At 72.3% G+C, this 15038-nt stretch carries 14 protein-coding genes; 5 read left to right on the top strand and 9 right to left on the bottom strand.

Annotated features, from left to right (window positions below; all coding sequences use genetic code 11):
* Window position 1 precedes the first annotated feature (1 nt).
* Genes FK498_RS04435 through FK498_RS04445 form a run of 3 tightly spaced genes read left to right on the top strand, consistent with a single transcriptional unit; the run spans window position 2 to window position 2243 of the window.
* Window positions 2–730: an ABC transporter permease gene (locus FK498_RS04435; protein ID WP_141851941.1), complete on the top strand. Its 729-nt coding sequence runs from the start codon at window positions 2–4 to the stop codon at window positions 728–730.
* A complete protein-coding gene (locus tag FK498_RS04440; protein WP_141851943.1) occupies window positions 730–1449 on the top strand; it encodes an ABC transporter permease in 720 nt (239 codons plus the stop codon). The genes FK498_RS04435 and FK498_RS04440 overlap by 1 nt, the downstream gene beginning before the upstream one ends.
* A complete protein-coding gene (locus tag FK498_RS04445; protein ID WP_141851945.1) occupies window positions 1446–2243 on the top strand; it encodes an ABC transporter ATP-binding protein in 798 nt (265 codons plus the stop codon). The genes FK498_RS04440 and FK498_RS04445 overlap by 4 nt, the downstream gene beginning before the upstream one ends.
* Window positions 2244–2247: 4 nt before the next feature.
* Here FK498_RS04445 and FK498_RS04450 read toward each other — a convergent pair whose 3' ends face one another.
* The 6 genes from FK498_RS04450 to recA all read right to left on the bottom strand — a co-directional run bounded on the left by FK498_RS04450 (window position 2248) and on the right by recA (window position 8776).
* On the bottom strand, window positions 2248–3225 hold the full coding sequence (locus FK498_RS04450; RefSeq protein ID WP_141851947.1) for a tripartite tricarboxylate transporter substrate binding protein: 978 nt from the start codon (window positions 3223–3225) through the stop codon (window positions 2248–2250).
* Window positions 3226–3299: 74 nt separating this feature from the next.
* Window positions 3300–3641, bottom strand: a complete 342-nt coding sequence (gene cutA / locus FK498_RS04455) for a divalent-cation tolerance protein CutA (RefSeq protein ID WP_141851949.1) — start codon at window positions 3639–3641, stop codon at window positions 3300–3302.
* Window positions 3642–3654: 13 nt separating this feature from the next.
* Window positions 3655–6306 carry an alanine--tRNA ligase gene (gene alaS, locus FK498_RS04460; protein ID WP_141851951.1) on the bottom strand — a complete coding sequence of 884 codons (2652 nt, stop codon included), beginning with the start codon at window positions 6304–6306 and terminating at the stop codon, window positions 3655–3657.
* Window positions 6307–6489: 183 nt separating this feature from the next.
* Entirely contained in the window at window positions 6490–7128 is a 639-nt protein-coding gene (locus FK498_RS04465; RefSeq protein WP_141851953.1) for a putative adhesin, read from the bottom strand.
* A gap of 197 nt (window positions 7129–7325) precedes the next feature.
* Window positions 7326–7745, bottom strand: coding sequence for a cytidine deaminase (locus FK498_RS04470; RefSeq protein ID WP_202614740.1), 420 nt, complete (start codon window positions 7743–7745; stop codon window positions 7326–7328).
* The gene (recA, locus tag FK498_RS04475; protein WP_141851956.1) at window positions 7742–8776 is read right to left on the bottom strand and encodes a recombinase RecA; all 1035 of its coding nucleotides are present in this window, start codon (window positions 8774–8776) and stop codon (window positions 7742–7744) included. Before recA ends, FK498_RS04470 begins: the two co-directional genes overlap by 4 nt.
* Before the next feature lie 468 nt (window positions 8777–9244).
* On the opposite strand from recA, the gene FK498_RS04480 reads away from it, so the two are divergent.
* Window positions 9245–10351, top strand: coding sequence for a glycerol dehydrogenase (locus FK498_RS04480; protein ID WP_141851958.1), 1107 nt, complete (start codon window positions 9245–9247; stop codon window positions 10349–10351).
* Window positions 10352–10362: 11 nt separating this feature from the next.
* Here FK498_RS04480 and FK498_RS04485 read toward each other — a convergent pair whose 3' ends face one another.
* Genes FK498_RS04485 through FK498_RS04495 form a run of 3 tightly spaced genes read right to left on the bottom strand, consistent with a single transcriptional unit; the run spans window position 10363 to window position 13380 of the window.
* Complete coding sequence (locus tag FK498_RS04485; RefSeq protein WP_141851960.1) at window positions 10363–11922, bottom strand: tripartite tricarboxylate transporter permease; 1560 nt, start codon at window positions 11920–11922, stop codon at window positions 10363–10365.
* Entirely contained in the window at window positions 11919–12398 is a 480-nt protein-coding gene (locus FK498_RS04490) for a tripartite tricarboxylate transporter TctB family protein (protein ID WP_141851962.1), read from the bottom strand. The genes FK498_RS04485 and FK498_RS04490 overlap by 4 nt, the downstream gene beginning before the upstream one ends.
* 4 nt (window positions 12399–12402) lie before the next feature.
* On the bottom strand, window positions 12403–13380 hold the full coding sequence (locus tag FK498_RS04495; RefSeq protein ID WP_141851964.1) for a tripartite tricarboxylate transporter substrate binding protein: 978 nt from the start codon (window positions 13378–13380) through the stop codon (window positions 12403–12405).
* Between the two features lie 147 nt (window positions 13381–13527).
* On the opposite strand from FK498_RS04495, the gene FK498_RS04500 reads away from it, so the two are divergent.
* Window positions 13528–15038: DUF4011 domain-containing protein (locus FK498_RS04500; RefSeq protein WP_141851966.1), on the top strand; the 1511-nt coding region annotated here is incomplete at its 3' end.

A 15038-nucleotide genomic window follows, 5' to 3' on the forward strand; every position in this document is an offset into this window, starting at 1 on the left:
CATGCCGGCATGGCTCGTCGCGTACTGGGAGCTGATGGGGTTCGGCCCGCGCGGCTGGGGCGCGCTGATGCTCCAGGCCGCGGCGATGACGGTCGCGGTCTCGTCCTCGGGCTTCGCGCTCGGCGCGCTCTTCGGCGCGCTCGCCGCCTGGGGACGGCTCTCGGGACACCGCATCGCCGCCGCGATCGCCACGACCTACACCACCGTGATCCGCGGCATTCCCGAACTTCTGGTGATCTATCTCGTCTTCTTCGGCGGTGCCGCCGCGCTCGGCTGGTTCCACCGCCTGTTCTGGGGCGGCGAGGGCTTCGTCTCGCTGCCCGCCTTCGTCGCCGGCTTCGTCGCGGTCGGCATCTCGAACGGCGCCTACCAGGCGGAGGTGTTCCGCGGCGCCCATGCGGCGGTCGCGCGCGGCGAGATCGAGGCCGCGCGCGCGGTAGGCATGCCGCGGTGGCTGATCGCGCGGCGCATCGTCGCGCCGCAGGTGCTGCGCTTCGCCCTGCCGGGCCTGGGCAATTGCTGGCAGCTCTGCCTGAAGGAGTCGGCGCTGATCTCGGTCACCGGCCTCGTCGAGCTCCTGCGCCAATCCTTCATCGGCGGCCGCTCGACGCGCGACTTCTTCTCCTTCCTCCTCACGGGCGCAGCGCTCTACCTCGTCATCACCACGCTCTCCTCGGGACTGTTCGCGCTCGCCGAGCGGCGCGCGATGCGGGGCCTGCGGAGGGCGTGATGGATCTCGCCTTCCTCGCCGACTGCTTCCTGCGCATCGTGCCCGGCATCCCGATGACGCTGGCCCTGACCGCGCTCTCGGTCTCGGTCGGGCTCGTCTTCGCCTGCCTGCTCGCCGCCATGCGGCTCTCCGGCAACACGCTGCTGGACTGGCCGGCACGGCTCCACGTGTTCGTCTTCCGCGGCACACCGCTCGCGATCCAGATGTTCCTGATCTATTTCGGCCTCGCGCAGTTCGAGGTCGTGCGGACCTCCGTGCTCTGGCCCTATCTGCGCGAACCCTTCTGGTGCGCCTTCGGCGCGCTGATGCTGAACACGGCCGCCTACGGCAGCGAGATCGTGCGCGGCGGCCTGCTCGCGGTCCCCTGCGGCGAGGTGGAGGCGGCGCGCGCCTGCGGCATGTCGGGGTTCCTGCTGTTCCGCCGCATCGTCGCACCGATCGCGCTGCGCCGGGCGCTGCCAGGCTACGGCAACGAGATCATCCTGATGGTGAAGGCGACCTCGCTCGCCTCGATGGTGACGCTGGTCGAGGTGACGGGGCTGGCCGCGCGCATCATCTCGACGACCTACCGCGTGTTCGAGGCCTTCGCGGTCGCGGCCGCGATCTATCTCGCGATCAACTTCGCGATCGCGCGCGCGGTCGCCGCCCTGGAGTGGTGGCTTTCGCCGCACCTGCGCGGCGCCCCGCCGCCCGCCCCCGATCTGAGGCTCGCGCATTGACCGCCGCCCCGCCCGCGCTCGAGCTGCGCGGCATCGTCAAGCGCTTCGGCGCGCTCGAGGTGCTGCGCGGCATCTCGCTCGCCGCCGCCGAGGGGGAGGTGATCGCGCTGCTCGGCGCCTCGGGCTCGGGCAAGTCGACGCTGCTCCGCTGCATCAACTGCCTGGAGATCCCGGATGCGGGCGAGGTGATCGTCGCCGGCGAGGCGATCGTCTTCCGCCCTGCGCGCGGCGGGCGGGTTCCCGCGGATCGGCGGCAGGTGGACCGCATCCGCGCCTCGCTCGGCTTCGTCTTCCAGAGCTTCAATCTCTGGAGCCACATGACCGTGCTCGAGAACGTGATCGAGGCGCCGGTGCACGTGCAGAAGCGCCCGCGCGCCGAGGCGATCGCCGAGGCGGAGGCGCTGCTCGCCAAGGTCGGCATCGCCGAGAAGCGCCACCACTACCCCGCGCATCTCTCCGGCGGGCAGCAGCAGCGCGCGGCGATCGCGCGCGCGCTGGCGATGCATCCGCGCGTGCTGCTGTTCGACGAGCCGACCTCGGCGCTCGATCCCGAACTCGTCGGCGAGGTGCTGCGCGTGATCCGCGGCCTCGCCGCCGAGGGCCGCACCATGCTGCTGGTGACGCACGAGATGGGCTTCGCCCGCGACGTCGCCTCGCGGCTGGTGTTTCTCGATCAGGGGCGGATCGAGTGCGAGGGCCCGCCCGCCGCGCTGTTCGCCGAACCGCCGAGCGAGCGCTTCCGCGCCTTCGTGGCGCGCCACCGGGAGGAGGAGCGGCTGCGCGGCGCGGGATAGCCGCCTACTCGACCCGCGCGCCGGAGATCCGCACCGCCTCGCGCCACATCGGCCGTTCGCGCTCGGCCCGCGCGGCCGCCTCCTCGGGCGTCGACCACGCCATGAAGGCGCCGTTGTCGAGGAAACGCTTGCGCATCGCCTCCTCCTCGCTGATCTGCTTCAGCGCCGCGTTCAGCCGCTGCACGATCGCGGGCGGCGTGCGCGGCGGGAAGAAGAAGCTCTGCCACGAGGTGACGACGAAGTCGGGCACGCCGCCCTCGGCCATGGTCGGCACGTCCGGCATGGTCGGGAAACGTTCCGCGGAGGTGACCGCGAGCGCGCGCATCTTGCCGTCGCGGATCACCGGCACGTAGCTCGTCAGGTTGTCGAGCGCGAAGTCGAGCTGCCCGCCCAGCATCACCGGGATCGCCTGGGCAGCGCCGCGGAACGGCACATGCGTGCCCTGGATGCCGACGCGCGTGCAGAACAGGGCTCCGGAGAGGTGCGGCGTGGTGCCGACACCGGGCGAGCCGTAGGTGATGCCGTTCGGACGCGCCTTGGCCCAGGCGATGAATTCCTGGAGCGTCTTCGACGGGTTGTGCTCGGCCGGCACGACCGCGCAGTTCGGCAGCTCCCACGCCACGCCGACCAGCATCAGCGTGGTCGGGTCGTAGGGCAGGCGCGCGTAGAGATAGGGGTTGATCGAGAGATGCGCGACCGCGGCGATGCCGATCGTGTAGCCGTCCGGCTCGGCCTTCGCGACCGCATCGACGCCGATATTGCCGCCGGCACCCGGGCGGTTCTCCACCACGACGCTCTGGCCGAGCAGCGTCTGCAGCCGCTCGGCGTAGAAGCGCACCAGCACGTCGGTCGAGCCGCCGGGCGGCCAGGGGACGACGATGCGCACGGTGCGCGCGGGCCATCCCTGCGCGATCGCCGGGCGCACGAGGGGCGCGGCGGCCAGCGCGGCAGGCATGGCGAGCAGGGAACGGCGGCGCAGCATGGCGGATCCTCCCGAAGCGGTTCTCGTTGCCTGCCAGCATTCCACCGCGCGCCCGCGGCGGGAAGAGGGCGGCGTCAGCCGGAGGCCGGCGGCCGCACCTGCATGCCGACCCAGGCGAGGAACGCAGCGTCGCCGGCCACGGCCGGCAGGGCGACGATGCAGGGCAGCTCGTAGGAGGAGAGCGCCCGCACGCGGCGGGCGAGCTCGTCGAAACGCGCGGCGGTGGTCTTGGCGATCAGCGCCTGCTCCGGCTCCTCGGCGACCGCGCCCTGCCAACGGTAGATCGCGGTGTGGGGCGCAGGCAGGTTGACGCAGGCCGCCAGCCCCTCCTCGACCAGCGCCCGGCCGATGCGCCCCGCCTCCGCGGCATCCGCTGCCGTCACGTAGACGAACAGGACCTCCTCGCCGTCCGCCATCCGCGCCTCCCGGTCAGGCGGCGAGCGCCTGCCGCACCGCCGCCAGCGCCGCTTCCGCCTTCGCCCCGTCCGGTCCGCCCGCCTGCGCCATGTCGGGCCGCCCGCCGCCGCCCTTGCCGCCGACCGCGGCGGCCGCCGCCTTCACCAGCTCGACCGCCGAGAACCGTCCCGAGAGGTCGGGCGTGACGCTGACCACGATCGAAGCCTTGCCGTCCATCGGCGAGACCAGCGCGACCACGCCGGAGCCGATGCCCTTGCGGATCTCGTCGGCGAGCGACTTGAGGTCGCGCGCCGGCACCTCGACCACGCGCGCGGCGAGCTTCACCCCGCCCACCTCCTCGAAGGCCGGCGTCGCACCCGCGCCGCCGGTGGCGAGGCGGCGGCGCAGCTCCGCGACCTCGCGTTCCAGGCGGCGCCGCTCCTCCACCAGCGCCTCGACGCGCGCCGGCACCTCGGCCGGCGGCGCCTTCAGCGCGGCCGCGATCGCGCCGAGCGCACGCTCCATCGCCGCCACCTGCTTCAGCGCCGCCGCGCCCGCGACCGCCTCGACGCGCCGCACCCCGGCGGAGACCGCGCCCTCGGAGAGGATCTTGAACAGGCCGATCTCGCCGGTGGCGCGCACATGGGTGCCGCCGCAGAGCTCGACCGAGTACTGGCCGCCGCGATCCGTCGCCGCCTCGTCCGCCCCCATCGCGACGACGCGCACCTCCTCGCCGTACTTCTCGCCGAACAGCGCGATCGCGCCCTGCCTGACCGCCTCCTCGGGCGTCATAAGCCGCGTCACCACCGGCGCGTTCTCGCGCACGCGCGCGTTCACCTCGGCCTCGACCGCGGCAAGCTCCTCCGGCTCGATCGCCTTGGGGTGGCTGATATCGAAACGCAGCCGGTCGGGGGCGACGAGCGAGCCCTTCTGCGCGACATGCCTGCCGAGGCGCCGGCGCAGCGCCTCGTGCAGCAGATGCGTGGCACTGTGATGCGCGCGGATCGCGGCGCGCCGCGCGTGATCGACCTCGGCCACCACCGCCGCACCGACCCGCGCGATTCCCTGCTTCACCGTGCCGAGATGCACGTGCAGGTCGCCGAGCTTCTTCTGCGTGTCGCGGACCTCGATCACCAGCCCGTCGCCCGAGCGGATCGTGCCGGCATCGCCGACCTGGCCGCCCGCCTCGCCGTAGAACGGCGTCTGGTTGAGCAGGACCGCGACCTCGTCGCCGCCGCGCGCCTCCCGCACCGGCTGGCCGTTGACGACGATGGCGCGGATCTCGGCCTCGGCCGTCTCGGTCGCGTAGCCCAGGAACTCCGTCGCACCGGTCCTCTCGCGCAGGTCGAACCACACCGCCTCGGTCGCCGCCTCGCCCGAGCCGGCCCAGGCGGCGCGGGCGCGCGCGCGCTGCGCCGCCATCGCGGCCTGGAACCCCTCCACATCGACCAGGCGGCCTTCCGCCTTCAGCGCGTCCTGCGTCAGGTCGAGCGGGAAGCCGTAGGTGTCGTAGAGCCTGAAGGCGACCTCGCCCGGCAGGGGCTGCTTGTGGCCGAGCTTCGCGGTCTCCTCGGCGAGGAGGTGCAGGCCGCGGTCGAGCATGGCGCGGAAGCGGCTCTCCTCGGTGCGCAGCGTCTCGGTGATCAGCGCCTCGGCGCGGCCGAGTTCCGGATAGGCGACCCCCATCTGGCGGATCAGCGCCGGAACGAGGCGCCACATCACCGGCTCCGTCGCGCCCATCAGATGGGCATGGCGCATCGCCCGCCGCATGATCCGGCGCAGCACGTAGCCGCGCCCCTCGTTCGAGGGCAGCACGCCGTCGGCGATCAGGAAGCACGAGGCGCGCAGATGGTCCGCCATCACGCGATGGCTGACGCGGTGCGGCCCGTCCGGATCGGTGCCCGTGGCCTCGGCCGAGGCGAGGATCAGCGCGCGCAGCGTATCGGTGTCGTAGTTGTCGTGCTTGCCCTGGAGGATCGCGGCGATGCGCTCGAGCCCCATGCCGGTGTCGATCGAAGGCTTCGGCAGGTCGATCCGCCGCCCGTCGGGCAGCTGTTCGAACTGCATGAAGACCAGGTTCCAGATCTCGATGAAGCGGTCGCCGTCCGCCTCGGCGCTGCCGGGCGGGCCGCCGGGGATGCCGGGGCCGTGATCGTAGAAGATCTCGCTGCACGGCCCGCACGGCCCCGTGTCGCCCATCGCCCAGAAATTGTCGGAGGTGGCGATGCGGATGATCCGGTCCTCCGGCAGCCCGGCGATCCTCGCCCAGGCGGAAGCCGCATGGTCGTCGTCGTGGTAGACGGTGACGAGCAGCCGCTCCTTCGGCAGGCCGTACTCCTTCGTCACCAGCGTCCACGCGAGCTCGATCGCGAGATCCTTGAAGTAGTCTCCGAAGGAGAAGTTACCCAGCATCTCGAAGAACGTGTGGTGCCGAGCAGTATAGCCGACGTTCTCGAGGTCGTTGTGCTTGCCGCCTGCACGCACGCATTTCTGCGCGGTTGCCGCGCGTCTGTAGGGGCGATGCTCAAGCCCGGTGAAGACGTTCTTGAACTGCACCATCCCCGCATTTGTGAACATCAGCGTGGGGTCGTTGCGTGGCACGAGCGGGGAGGACTCCACCACCGTGTGGCCGTGGCGGCGGAAGAAGTCGAGGAAGGCGGCGCGGATGTCGTTGCTGCTGGGCATGGCAGGTACATAACGCCGGGGGGCGGGAGCCGAAAGTGGGTCGCCCCGGCGCTCCCGGCCCCCTGGCCGCACCATCCCGGGCTTCGCGTGCGGGAGGGCGGCGGGCAGCGACCGCCGCGCGGAGCAGGGCCGGGCGGGCCCGCTGCGGATGAGACCGGACGGGGCGCCGCCCGCCCCGGCGGGTCAGGCGTACTGCACGCTCTGGGCCGCGAGCGGGTCCTCGCCCAGCATGTAGCTGCGGCAGAAGATGCAGTGGAACGTGCGCAGGCTCGGCATCTCCTGCAGCGCCGCCTTCACCGCATCCTTGAGCGGCATACCGAGGAACACGTTCCAGCGGTTGCGCACGGTCAGGATGCTGCCACCCCAATCGGCCATCAGCTCCTGGAGGGTGGCCGACTGCGCCGAGGGATCGGCCGCGAGCAGGTTCTTGAACTTGTCGGTGCGCTGGAAGTCGCGGGTCTGCACGACGCGCGCGACCTGATCGTAGGTCTCAACCACCTCCCTGCCGGACGCGCCCGCATGCGCGCCCTGATACTTGCTGAGGAGATAGTTCAGGCACTTCTGGCCGCCCGATATGATCTCGACCGGGCGTGCCTTCGAGAGCTTCTTCGCGATCTCGAAGATGCCCGGATCGTTCAGCGCCGCCCCGTGCTGGCCGTAGAAGACGATCCTGATGCCCGCCGGCACGGTGAAAGTGCGGTTCTCGCGGATGTAGCCGCCGTGGGCGGAGATCAGGCAATCCGTCGAGTTGGTCGCCGATTTGAAGAGATAGAAGTAACCGCCGCCGATGGGCGTCGCGCCCGCTGGAGTCTTCTTCGCCATCGTGCCCCTGTCCTCTTTGCCAGCCTGCGCCGCAAGGCTTCCCGTGCAGTCCGCGAACCGGATCAGAAGACCGCGGAGAATCTGTTACCGACCTTCCTCAGACCGGTCAACGCGGCGGGGCCGTCGCGACCCAGCGATGCGGCGGGCGGTGTCCGCCGCGGGATGCCGGGCCGGCTGCGGCGGCGCAGCCGCCGGGCTCAACGCCGATACGGGCTCGGCAGGAGCGCCCGCAGCGGCGTCGCACCCTGACCCGGCAGGACGACGCGGGCATCCGGCGCATAGTCGAGAAGGAGCTCGCGGCAGAGCCCGCAGGGCGGGACCACCTGCGGTCCCCCACCCTCGTCGGGGCGCGGGTGGCGCACCGCCGCCACCGCCTCGACCGTCTCGCCCGCCATGACCGCCGCGCCGAGCGCCACTGCCTCGGCGCAGACCGCCGCGCGGCCGACTGTGGCATCGAGGTTGACGGCGACGAAGACCCGGCCCGACCTGCCCCGCAGCGCCGCCCCCACGGTGTGGCGCCCATAGGCGTAGCGCACCCGCACGGCCGCGGCCGCCGCCTCGACCAGCGCCTGGTCGGCGGCCGAGAGCAGGTGTCTGACCCCCGCCTCGGCGGTCAATCCGCGGCCTCGGTCTCCTCGCTGCCCTGCGCCAGCAGGGCGTTCGCGACGATGCCGGCCTGGGCGCGGATCCGCTCCTCGATCTTGGCGGCGACCTCCGGGTGGTCGCGCAGGAAGGCCTTGGCGTTCTCGCGCCCCTGGCCGATCCGCTGGCTGTCGAAGCTGAACCAGGCGCCGGACTTCTCGACGATGCCGGCCTTCACGCCGAGATCGACCAGCTCGCCGGTCTTCGATATGCCCTCGCCGTAGGTGATGTCGAACTCGACCTGGCGGAAGGGCGGGGCAAGCTTGTTCTTCACCACCTTCACGCGCGTCTGGTTGCCGACCACCTCGTCGCGGTCCTTGATCGCGCCGATGCGGCGGATCTCCATGCGGATCGAGGCGTAGAACTTCAGCGCGTTGCCGCCCGTGGTGGTCTCCGGGTTGCCGAACATCACGCCGATCTTGAGCCGGATCTGGTTGAGGAAGATCAGCGTGGTGCGGCTGCGGGACACGCTTCCCGTGAGCTTGCGCAGCGCCTGGCTCATCAGCCGCGCGTGCAGCCCGACATGGGAGTCGCCCATCTCGCCCTCGAGCTCGGCGCGCGGCACCAGCGCGGCGACGCTGTCCACCACCAGCACGTCGATCGCGCCGGAACGGACCAGCGTGTCGGCGATCTCGAGCGCCTGCTCGCCCGAATCGGGCTGGCTGATCAGCAGGTTGTCCACGTCGACGCCGAGCTTGCGGGCATAGACCGGATCGAGCGCATGCTCGGCATCGATGAAGGCCGCCGTGCCGCCGCGCTTCTGCGCCTCGGCCACGCAGTGCAGCGCGAGCGTGGTCTTGCCCGAACTCTCCGGCCCGTAGATCTCGATGATCCGCCCGCGCGGAATGCCGCCGATGCCGAGGGCCAGATCGAGCCCGAGCGAGCCGGTCGGGATCACCTCGATCGCCTCGGTCTGGTCGCGCCCGCCCATGCGCATCACCGAGCCCTTGCCGAAGGCCCGCTCGATCTGCTGGAGCGCCTGGTCGAGCGCCTTGTTCTTGTCCATGGTCCGCCTCTGTCCAATCCTGCCGGGCGCCCTCAACCTTCGGGCGATTCGAAGGGGCCGCGCGCTCGCGCCTCCCTTAGCACAGGCCCGGCCGGGCCGCTGCACCCGATCGCGTGCCGGCCGTGCACGCTTTGTTCTGAGCCGGGCGGCGGCGCCGGTGATCACAGACACGTGAGGCTTCGCCCGGAAACACGACCGCCGGGCCGCGGCAACGCATCCGAAACCCTTTCCTGCGCAAATCATCCTCGACGGACCTGACCGGTCCAGGGCGCACGACCCGGTTCCTCCCCACCGTGGCCGGCGCGGCAGCCCCCCATCGATGCTGCCACTCGGGGCGCGGCTTCGGCCGCGCCCCCTCTTTTCTCGGCACGATGACACCCCGGTGAGGGGCCTGTCCGTCTTGACCTCGCTCAACACGCCCGGGTGCCGCCCGGTGTCCCCTCGCGCCGGCAACCGCAGGAGGACACCATGCTGACCACCGCCATCTTTCCGGGCCGCTACGTCCAGGGTGAGGGCGCGCTCGAGGCGCTCGGCGAGGAGGTCGCCCGCTTCGGGTCGCGCGCCTTCGCGGTGATGGACCCCTTCGCGATGGACACGTTGCGGCCCAGGATCGAGACCGGCCTGGGCGAGGCCATCGCGCTGACCGCGGAGCGCTTCGGCGGCGAGTGCAGCGACGAGGAGATCGCGCGGCTCGCCGAGGCCGCCTCGGCCGCCGAGGTGATCGTCGGCATCGGCGGCGGCAAGGCGCTCGACACCGCCAAGGCGGTCGCCCACGGCCTGCGCAGGCCGGTCGCGATCGTGCCGACGATCGCCTCGACGGATGCGCCCTGCTCCGCCCTCTCGGTGATCTACACCCCCGAAGGCGCGTTCAAGCGCTACCTCGTGCTGCCGCAGAACCCCGCGGTCGTGCTCGTGGATACCGGCGTGATCGCGCGCGCGCCGGTACGCTTCCTGGTCGCCGGCATGGGCGATGCGCTCTCAACCTGGTTCGAGGCCGAGGACTGCCGCGTCAAGCGCGGCGCGAACATGACCGGCAGGCTCGGGCCGATGACGGCTTATGCGCTCGCCCGGCTCTGCTACGACACGCTGCTGCAGTATGGCGTGCTCGCCAAGGCCGCCTGCGCGCAGCAGGTGGTGACACCCGCGCTGGAACATGTCGTCGAGGCGAACACGCTGCTCTCCGGCCTCGGCTTCGAGAGCGGAGGGCTCGCCGCCGCGCATGCGATCCACAACGGGCTCACCGTGCTCGACGAGACGCACGACTACTGGCACGGCGAGAAGGTGGCGATCGGCACGCTCGCGCTGCTCATGCTGGCTGACCGCCCGCCGGCGCTGATCGACGAGGTGTTCGGCTTCTGCGAACGCGTCGGCCTGCCGACCACGCTCGCCGCGATCGGGCTCGGCGGCGTGGACGACGCGGCGCTGATGCGGGTGGCCGAGCGCGCCTGCGCGGAGGGCGAGACGATCTGGAACACGCCGCACGAGGTGAGCCCGCGCCGCGTCGTGGCGGCGCTGCGCGCGGTGGATGCGGAGGGAACGCGGCGGGCGAAGGCAATGCCGCGCGCGGCGGAGTAGCCGGGGCGAGGCTACCGCCCCCGCCCGCCGTCTTCGCCACGCGGCGGGCGATGGAGCCCCCCCGCCGGCGCTCCACCCCGCCCGAGCCGCACGGGACCGCGCCGCACCAGCCCGACGACGATCGCGATCCAGACCGCGGCCGTCACCGCCGCGAGCACGGCGGCGATCGGCCGCGAGACGAAGAACGCGAGGCTGCCGTCGCCCTTCATCATCGTCGTCATGAAGTGCTTCTCGAACTGGTCGCCCAGCACGATGCCCAGGATCGCGGGTGCCACCGGGACGTCGTTCTCCTCCATCAGCCAGGCGAGGATTCCCATCACCGCCATGACCACGAGCGCGAAGGGGTTGTTGTCGATCGCGAACGAGCCGACCATGCAGAACAGCAGGATCAGGGGCGTCAGCACCGGCCGGGGCACCAGCAGGACCTTGGCGCAGAGCCGGATCGCGACCACCCCGATCGGGACCATCACGATGTTGGCGATCACGAAGGCGAGGAACAGCGCGCCGATCTGCTCGGGATTGAACAGGAACACGTCCGGCCCGGGCTGGATGCCCTTCATCAGCAGCAGCCCGATCACGATCGCGGTGACGGAATCGCCCGGAATGCCGAACACCAGCGCCGGCACCCAGGCGCCGGCGATCGCGGCGTTGTTGGCCGCCCCCGCGTCCACGAGCCCCTCCTCGGACCCCTTGCCGAACCGGTCGGGGTCCCTCGAGAACCGCTTGCCGACCGCATAGCTGATCCAGGCGGCGATGTCGGCCCCGGCGCCGGGCAGGATGCCGATCGCGGTGCCGATCACGTTGCCGCGCATCAGGTTCACCGGATGGCGGCGCACCACGCCGCCCGTGCCGCGCAGGATGCTGCCGAGGCGGCGCACCTGCACCTCGGCGGCGTTGCGGATCGTCGGCAGGTTGCGCAGGATCTCGCTGATCGCGAACATCCCGACCATCGCCGGGATGAACGACACGCCCGACAGCAGGCTGCTGATCCCGCCGGTGAAGCGCGGATGGCCCGCGGTCACGTCCTGGCCGATCGTGGCGATGAACAGGCCGACCAGCAGGCTCACCGCGCCCTTCAGGGGATCGCGCCCGGCCACCATCACCGCGCAGGAGAGGCCGAGGGCGACCAGCCAGAAATACTCCATGCCGGAGAACCTGAGCGCGATCTCGGCAAGCCGCGGCGCGAGCAGGATCAGGACGGCCGTGCCGAACAGCCCGCCGATCGCCGAGGTCACGAGGCAGATGCCGAGCGCAAGTTCCGGCCTGCCCTGCCGCGTGAGCTGGTAGGCATCGTCCACATAGGCGGCCGAGGCCGGCGTGCCGGGGATGCGCATCAGCGCGCCGGGGATGTCGCCGGCGAAGATCGCCATCGCGGTCGTCATCACCACCGCGGTCAGCGCCGCCACCGGCTCGAGGAAGAAGCTCACCGGCACGAGCAGCGCCACCGCCATGGTGGCCGAGAGCCCCGGCATCGCGCCGACGAACAGCCCGAACATCGCCGCGGCGATGCCGACCATCACCGTCTGCGGCTGCATCAGCAGCGCCAGCGCCTGCGGCAGCGCCTCGATCACAGCGCGTACCGGAGCCCGGCCAGCAGCCCGAGCGGCAGCGGCACGCGCAGCCACTCGGCGAACATCAGATGGATTGCCAGCGGCCCGAGCGCGGCGGTGGCGAGGGCGAGCCGCCAGGAGGCGCCGAAACGGCGCGTCAGGACCAGCAGGATCGCCGCGGCGGTCGGGATGAAGCCGAGACGTTCCGCCACCAGCAGATAGGCCGCGACCGCGCCGAGCACCAGCAGGGCATCCAGCCGCGCGCGCGGATCGGTGATCAGCGGGCCGGGATCGACCCAGCGCGCGCCGCCCCCTGTCCGCGCATGGCGCAGGAACAGCCCCAGCGCGCAGAGCACGAAGCCGCCCGCGATCGCGGTCGGGAACAGCGAGGGGCCGAAGTTCTGCCCGGGCACGCCCGGGAAGCCCTGCGCGACCGCCGCGATCGCGGCCGCCGCGCCGAGCAGCACCATGCCCAGCGCGGCATCCGAGAGCCGCAAGACGCTACGACTTCGCCAGGCCGAGCGCCTTCATCACCCCGCCGAGGTCGCGGTCCGACTTCTCGACGAAGGCGGCGAGCTCGGCCGCCGGCATCGGGTTCAATCCGAAGCCGCGCGCATCCATCGCCTTCTTCCACTCCTCGCTCGCCATCGCCTTCAGCGCCGCCTCTTCGAGACGCCTGGCGATCGGCGCCGGCATGCCCTTCGGCCCCATCACCGAGAGATAGGAGGCGAGCGTCCAGTCCGAGCCGATCGCCTCCTTCACCGTCGGGATGTCGGGGAAGGCGGGCACGCGCGCGGGCATCATCGCCGCGAGCGACCGCACGCGTCCCGCGCGCAGGAGCGTCGCTGCCTCCGGGATGCCGCAGGGGACGATGTGCACCCCGCCCGCGACGAGTTCGCGCAGCCCCGAGGCAGCGCCGTCCGAGGGGATCCAGGGCGCGGCGTCGGGCGGCAGCCCGACCGACTGCAGCAGCCCCGCGATCGCGAGGTGCCAGATGCCGCCCTGCCCGGTGCCCGAGGACTTGTACTTGCCCGGGTTCGCCCGGATGTCGTCGATCATGTCCTTGAGCGTCTTCCACGGGCTGTCGGCCGCCACCTGCACGCCCGCGGGCACCAGGTTCATCATCGCGATCGGCGTGTAGTCGCGCCAAGTGAGCCTGGTCAGCCCCTGCCAGTGCATCATGCCGATCTCGACGGTCACGGCGCCGATCGTGTAGCCGTCGGGTGCGGCCTCGGCGATCGCCGAGTGGCCGACCACGCCCGACCCGCCGGTGCGGTTCACGACCGTCACCGGCTGGCCGAGTTCGCGCTCGAGCAGGCTCGCGATCGTGCGGCTGTGGTAGTCGGTGCCGCCGCCTGCGCCCCAGGGCACGATGAACTGGATCGGCCGCGCGGGCCACTGCCCCTGCGCGAGCGCAGGCGCGGCGAGCGCGGTCGTGCCGGCCGCGGCGAGGCGGCCAAGAGTGCGGCGTGTCAGCATGCGGAACGTCTCCTCACCGTCGCGGGCGGCCGGCATTGCGCTGCCGGTCCTGACGGCGGCGATTGAACGCGGGCATCACGCCCAGCGTCAAGCGCGCGCGATCGCGCCCTGTTCCGGTATCGTGGCGCCGATGCGGGGGAATCGCGGATGACCGATCCGGTGGTCGAGGCCTTGCGGCGGGCGCAGCGCGACCTGCTCGACCTCTCCACGCGCAACCGGCTGCTGTCGCTGCCGAAGCGCAGCGCCGGGGTGGTGCCGATCGTCGGGGAGCGTTCGGCGGCGGTGTTCGCGCGCCTCGTCACCGAGGCCAGGGCGATGGGCTTCGCGCCCACCGAGGCCGAGCCCGATGCCGCGCCGGCGCCGCGCGGCCGGCGCCGTGCCGTCGCCGCGCCGGGGGCCGCCGCCACACCCGATCCGGACGACCTGATCCTCTCCGCGCCGCTCACCGCGACCGCGCTCGCCCGCGTGCTGACACGGATCGAGCGCGACGCGCGCAGCGTCCTGCAGGAGCAGGGGCTGAACATCCTCTCGCTCGGCCTGGGACAGCTCGTCTGGCGCGACCCCCGCACGCCCGAGACCGAACGACGCGCGCCGCTCCTGCTCGTGCCCTGCGCACTCGCCCGCGCGACCGCCCGCGACGCCTTCCGGGTGCGCTGGGACGGAGCCGAGATCGCCGGCAATCTCACCCTCGCGGCCATGCTCGCCGAGCAGTTCCGCCTTCGTCTGCCCGACCCGCCGGAGCTCGACGAGCGTGCCCCCGAGGCCTGGGCCGCAGTCGAGGCGTGGTTCGCCGCGGCGGCCGAGGCCGTGCAGCCGGCCGGGTTCCGCATCGAGCCGGACGGGATCACACTCGGATTGTTCTCGTTCGCGAAGTATCTGATGCATCGGGACCTCGAGCGCCCCGAGATCGCCGCGCACCCGCTCGTGCGGGCGCTGCTCGGCGCCGCGCCGCCGCCCTGCTTCGAGCCCTTCCCCGACGATGCCGAGATCGACGCGCTGATTCCGGTCGAGCGGCTCGACTTCGTGCTCGATTCCGACGGCAGCCAGACGCTGGCCGCCGAGGCGGTGCGCCGCGGCGCGTCGCTCGTGATCCAGGGCCCGCCGGGCACCGGCAAGAGCCAGGTGATCGCCAACCTGATCGCCCAGGCCGTCATGGACGGCAAGACGGTGCTGTTCGTCGCCGAGAAGCTCGCCGCACTCGAGGTGGTGCAGCGCCGGCTCGAGGGTGTCGGTCTCGGCCCGGCGTGCCTCGCGCTGCACAGCGAGGGGGCGACCCGGCGCGCGCTCCTCGCCGAGCTCGATGCGACGCTGAAGGCGCCCCGTCCGGCACCGCCCGACCGCGACCCGGTGATCCGCACGCTCGGCGCCCTGCGCGGCCGCCTCAACCGTCATGCCGCCGCCATGCACGCGCCGATCGGCGAGACCGGCTGGACCGCGTTCCGCGCGATCGGCGAGGTCGTGCGGCTGAAACAGGCAGGCGTGGCGCCTCCGGAGCTCAGGCTCGACGCGGCGGGCTGGAGCGCCGCACGGATCCTCGAGGCTGGCCGGCTCGTCCGTGACCTCGCCGCGACCGCGGCGCGGATGGGTCCGCCCGCCCGGCATCCCTGGCGCGGCGTGCGCGCGACCGCGCTCGTGCCGACCGAGCTCGACCGCATCCC

This window comes from Elioraea sp. Yellowstone (assembly GCF_006704265.1).
Classification (GTDB): Bacteria; Pseudomonadota; Alphaproteobacteria; order Acetobacterales; family Acetobacteraceae; genus Elioraea.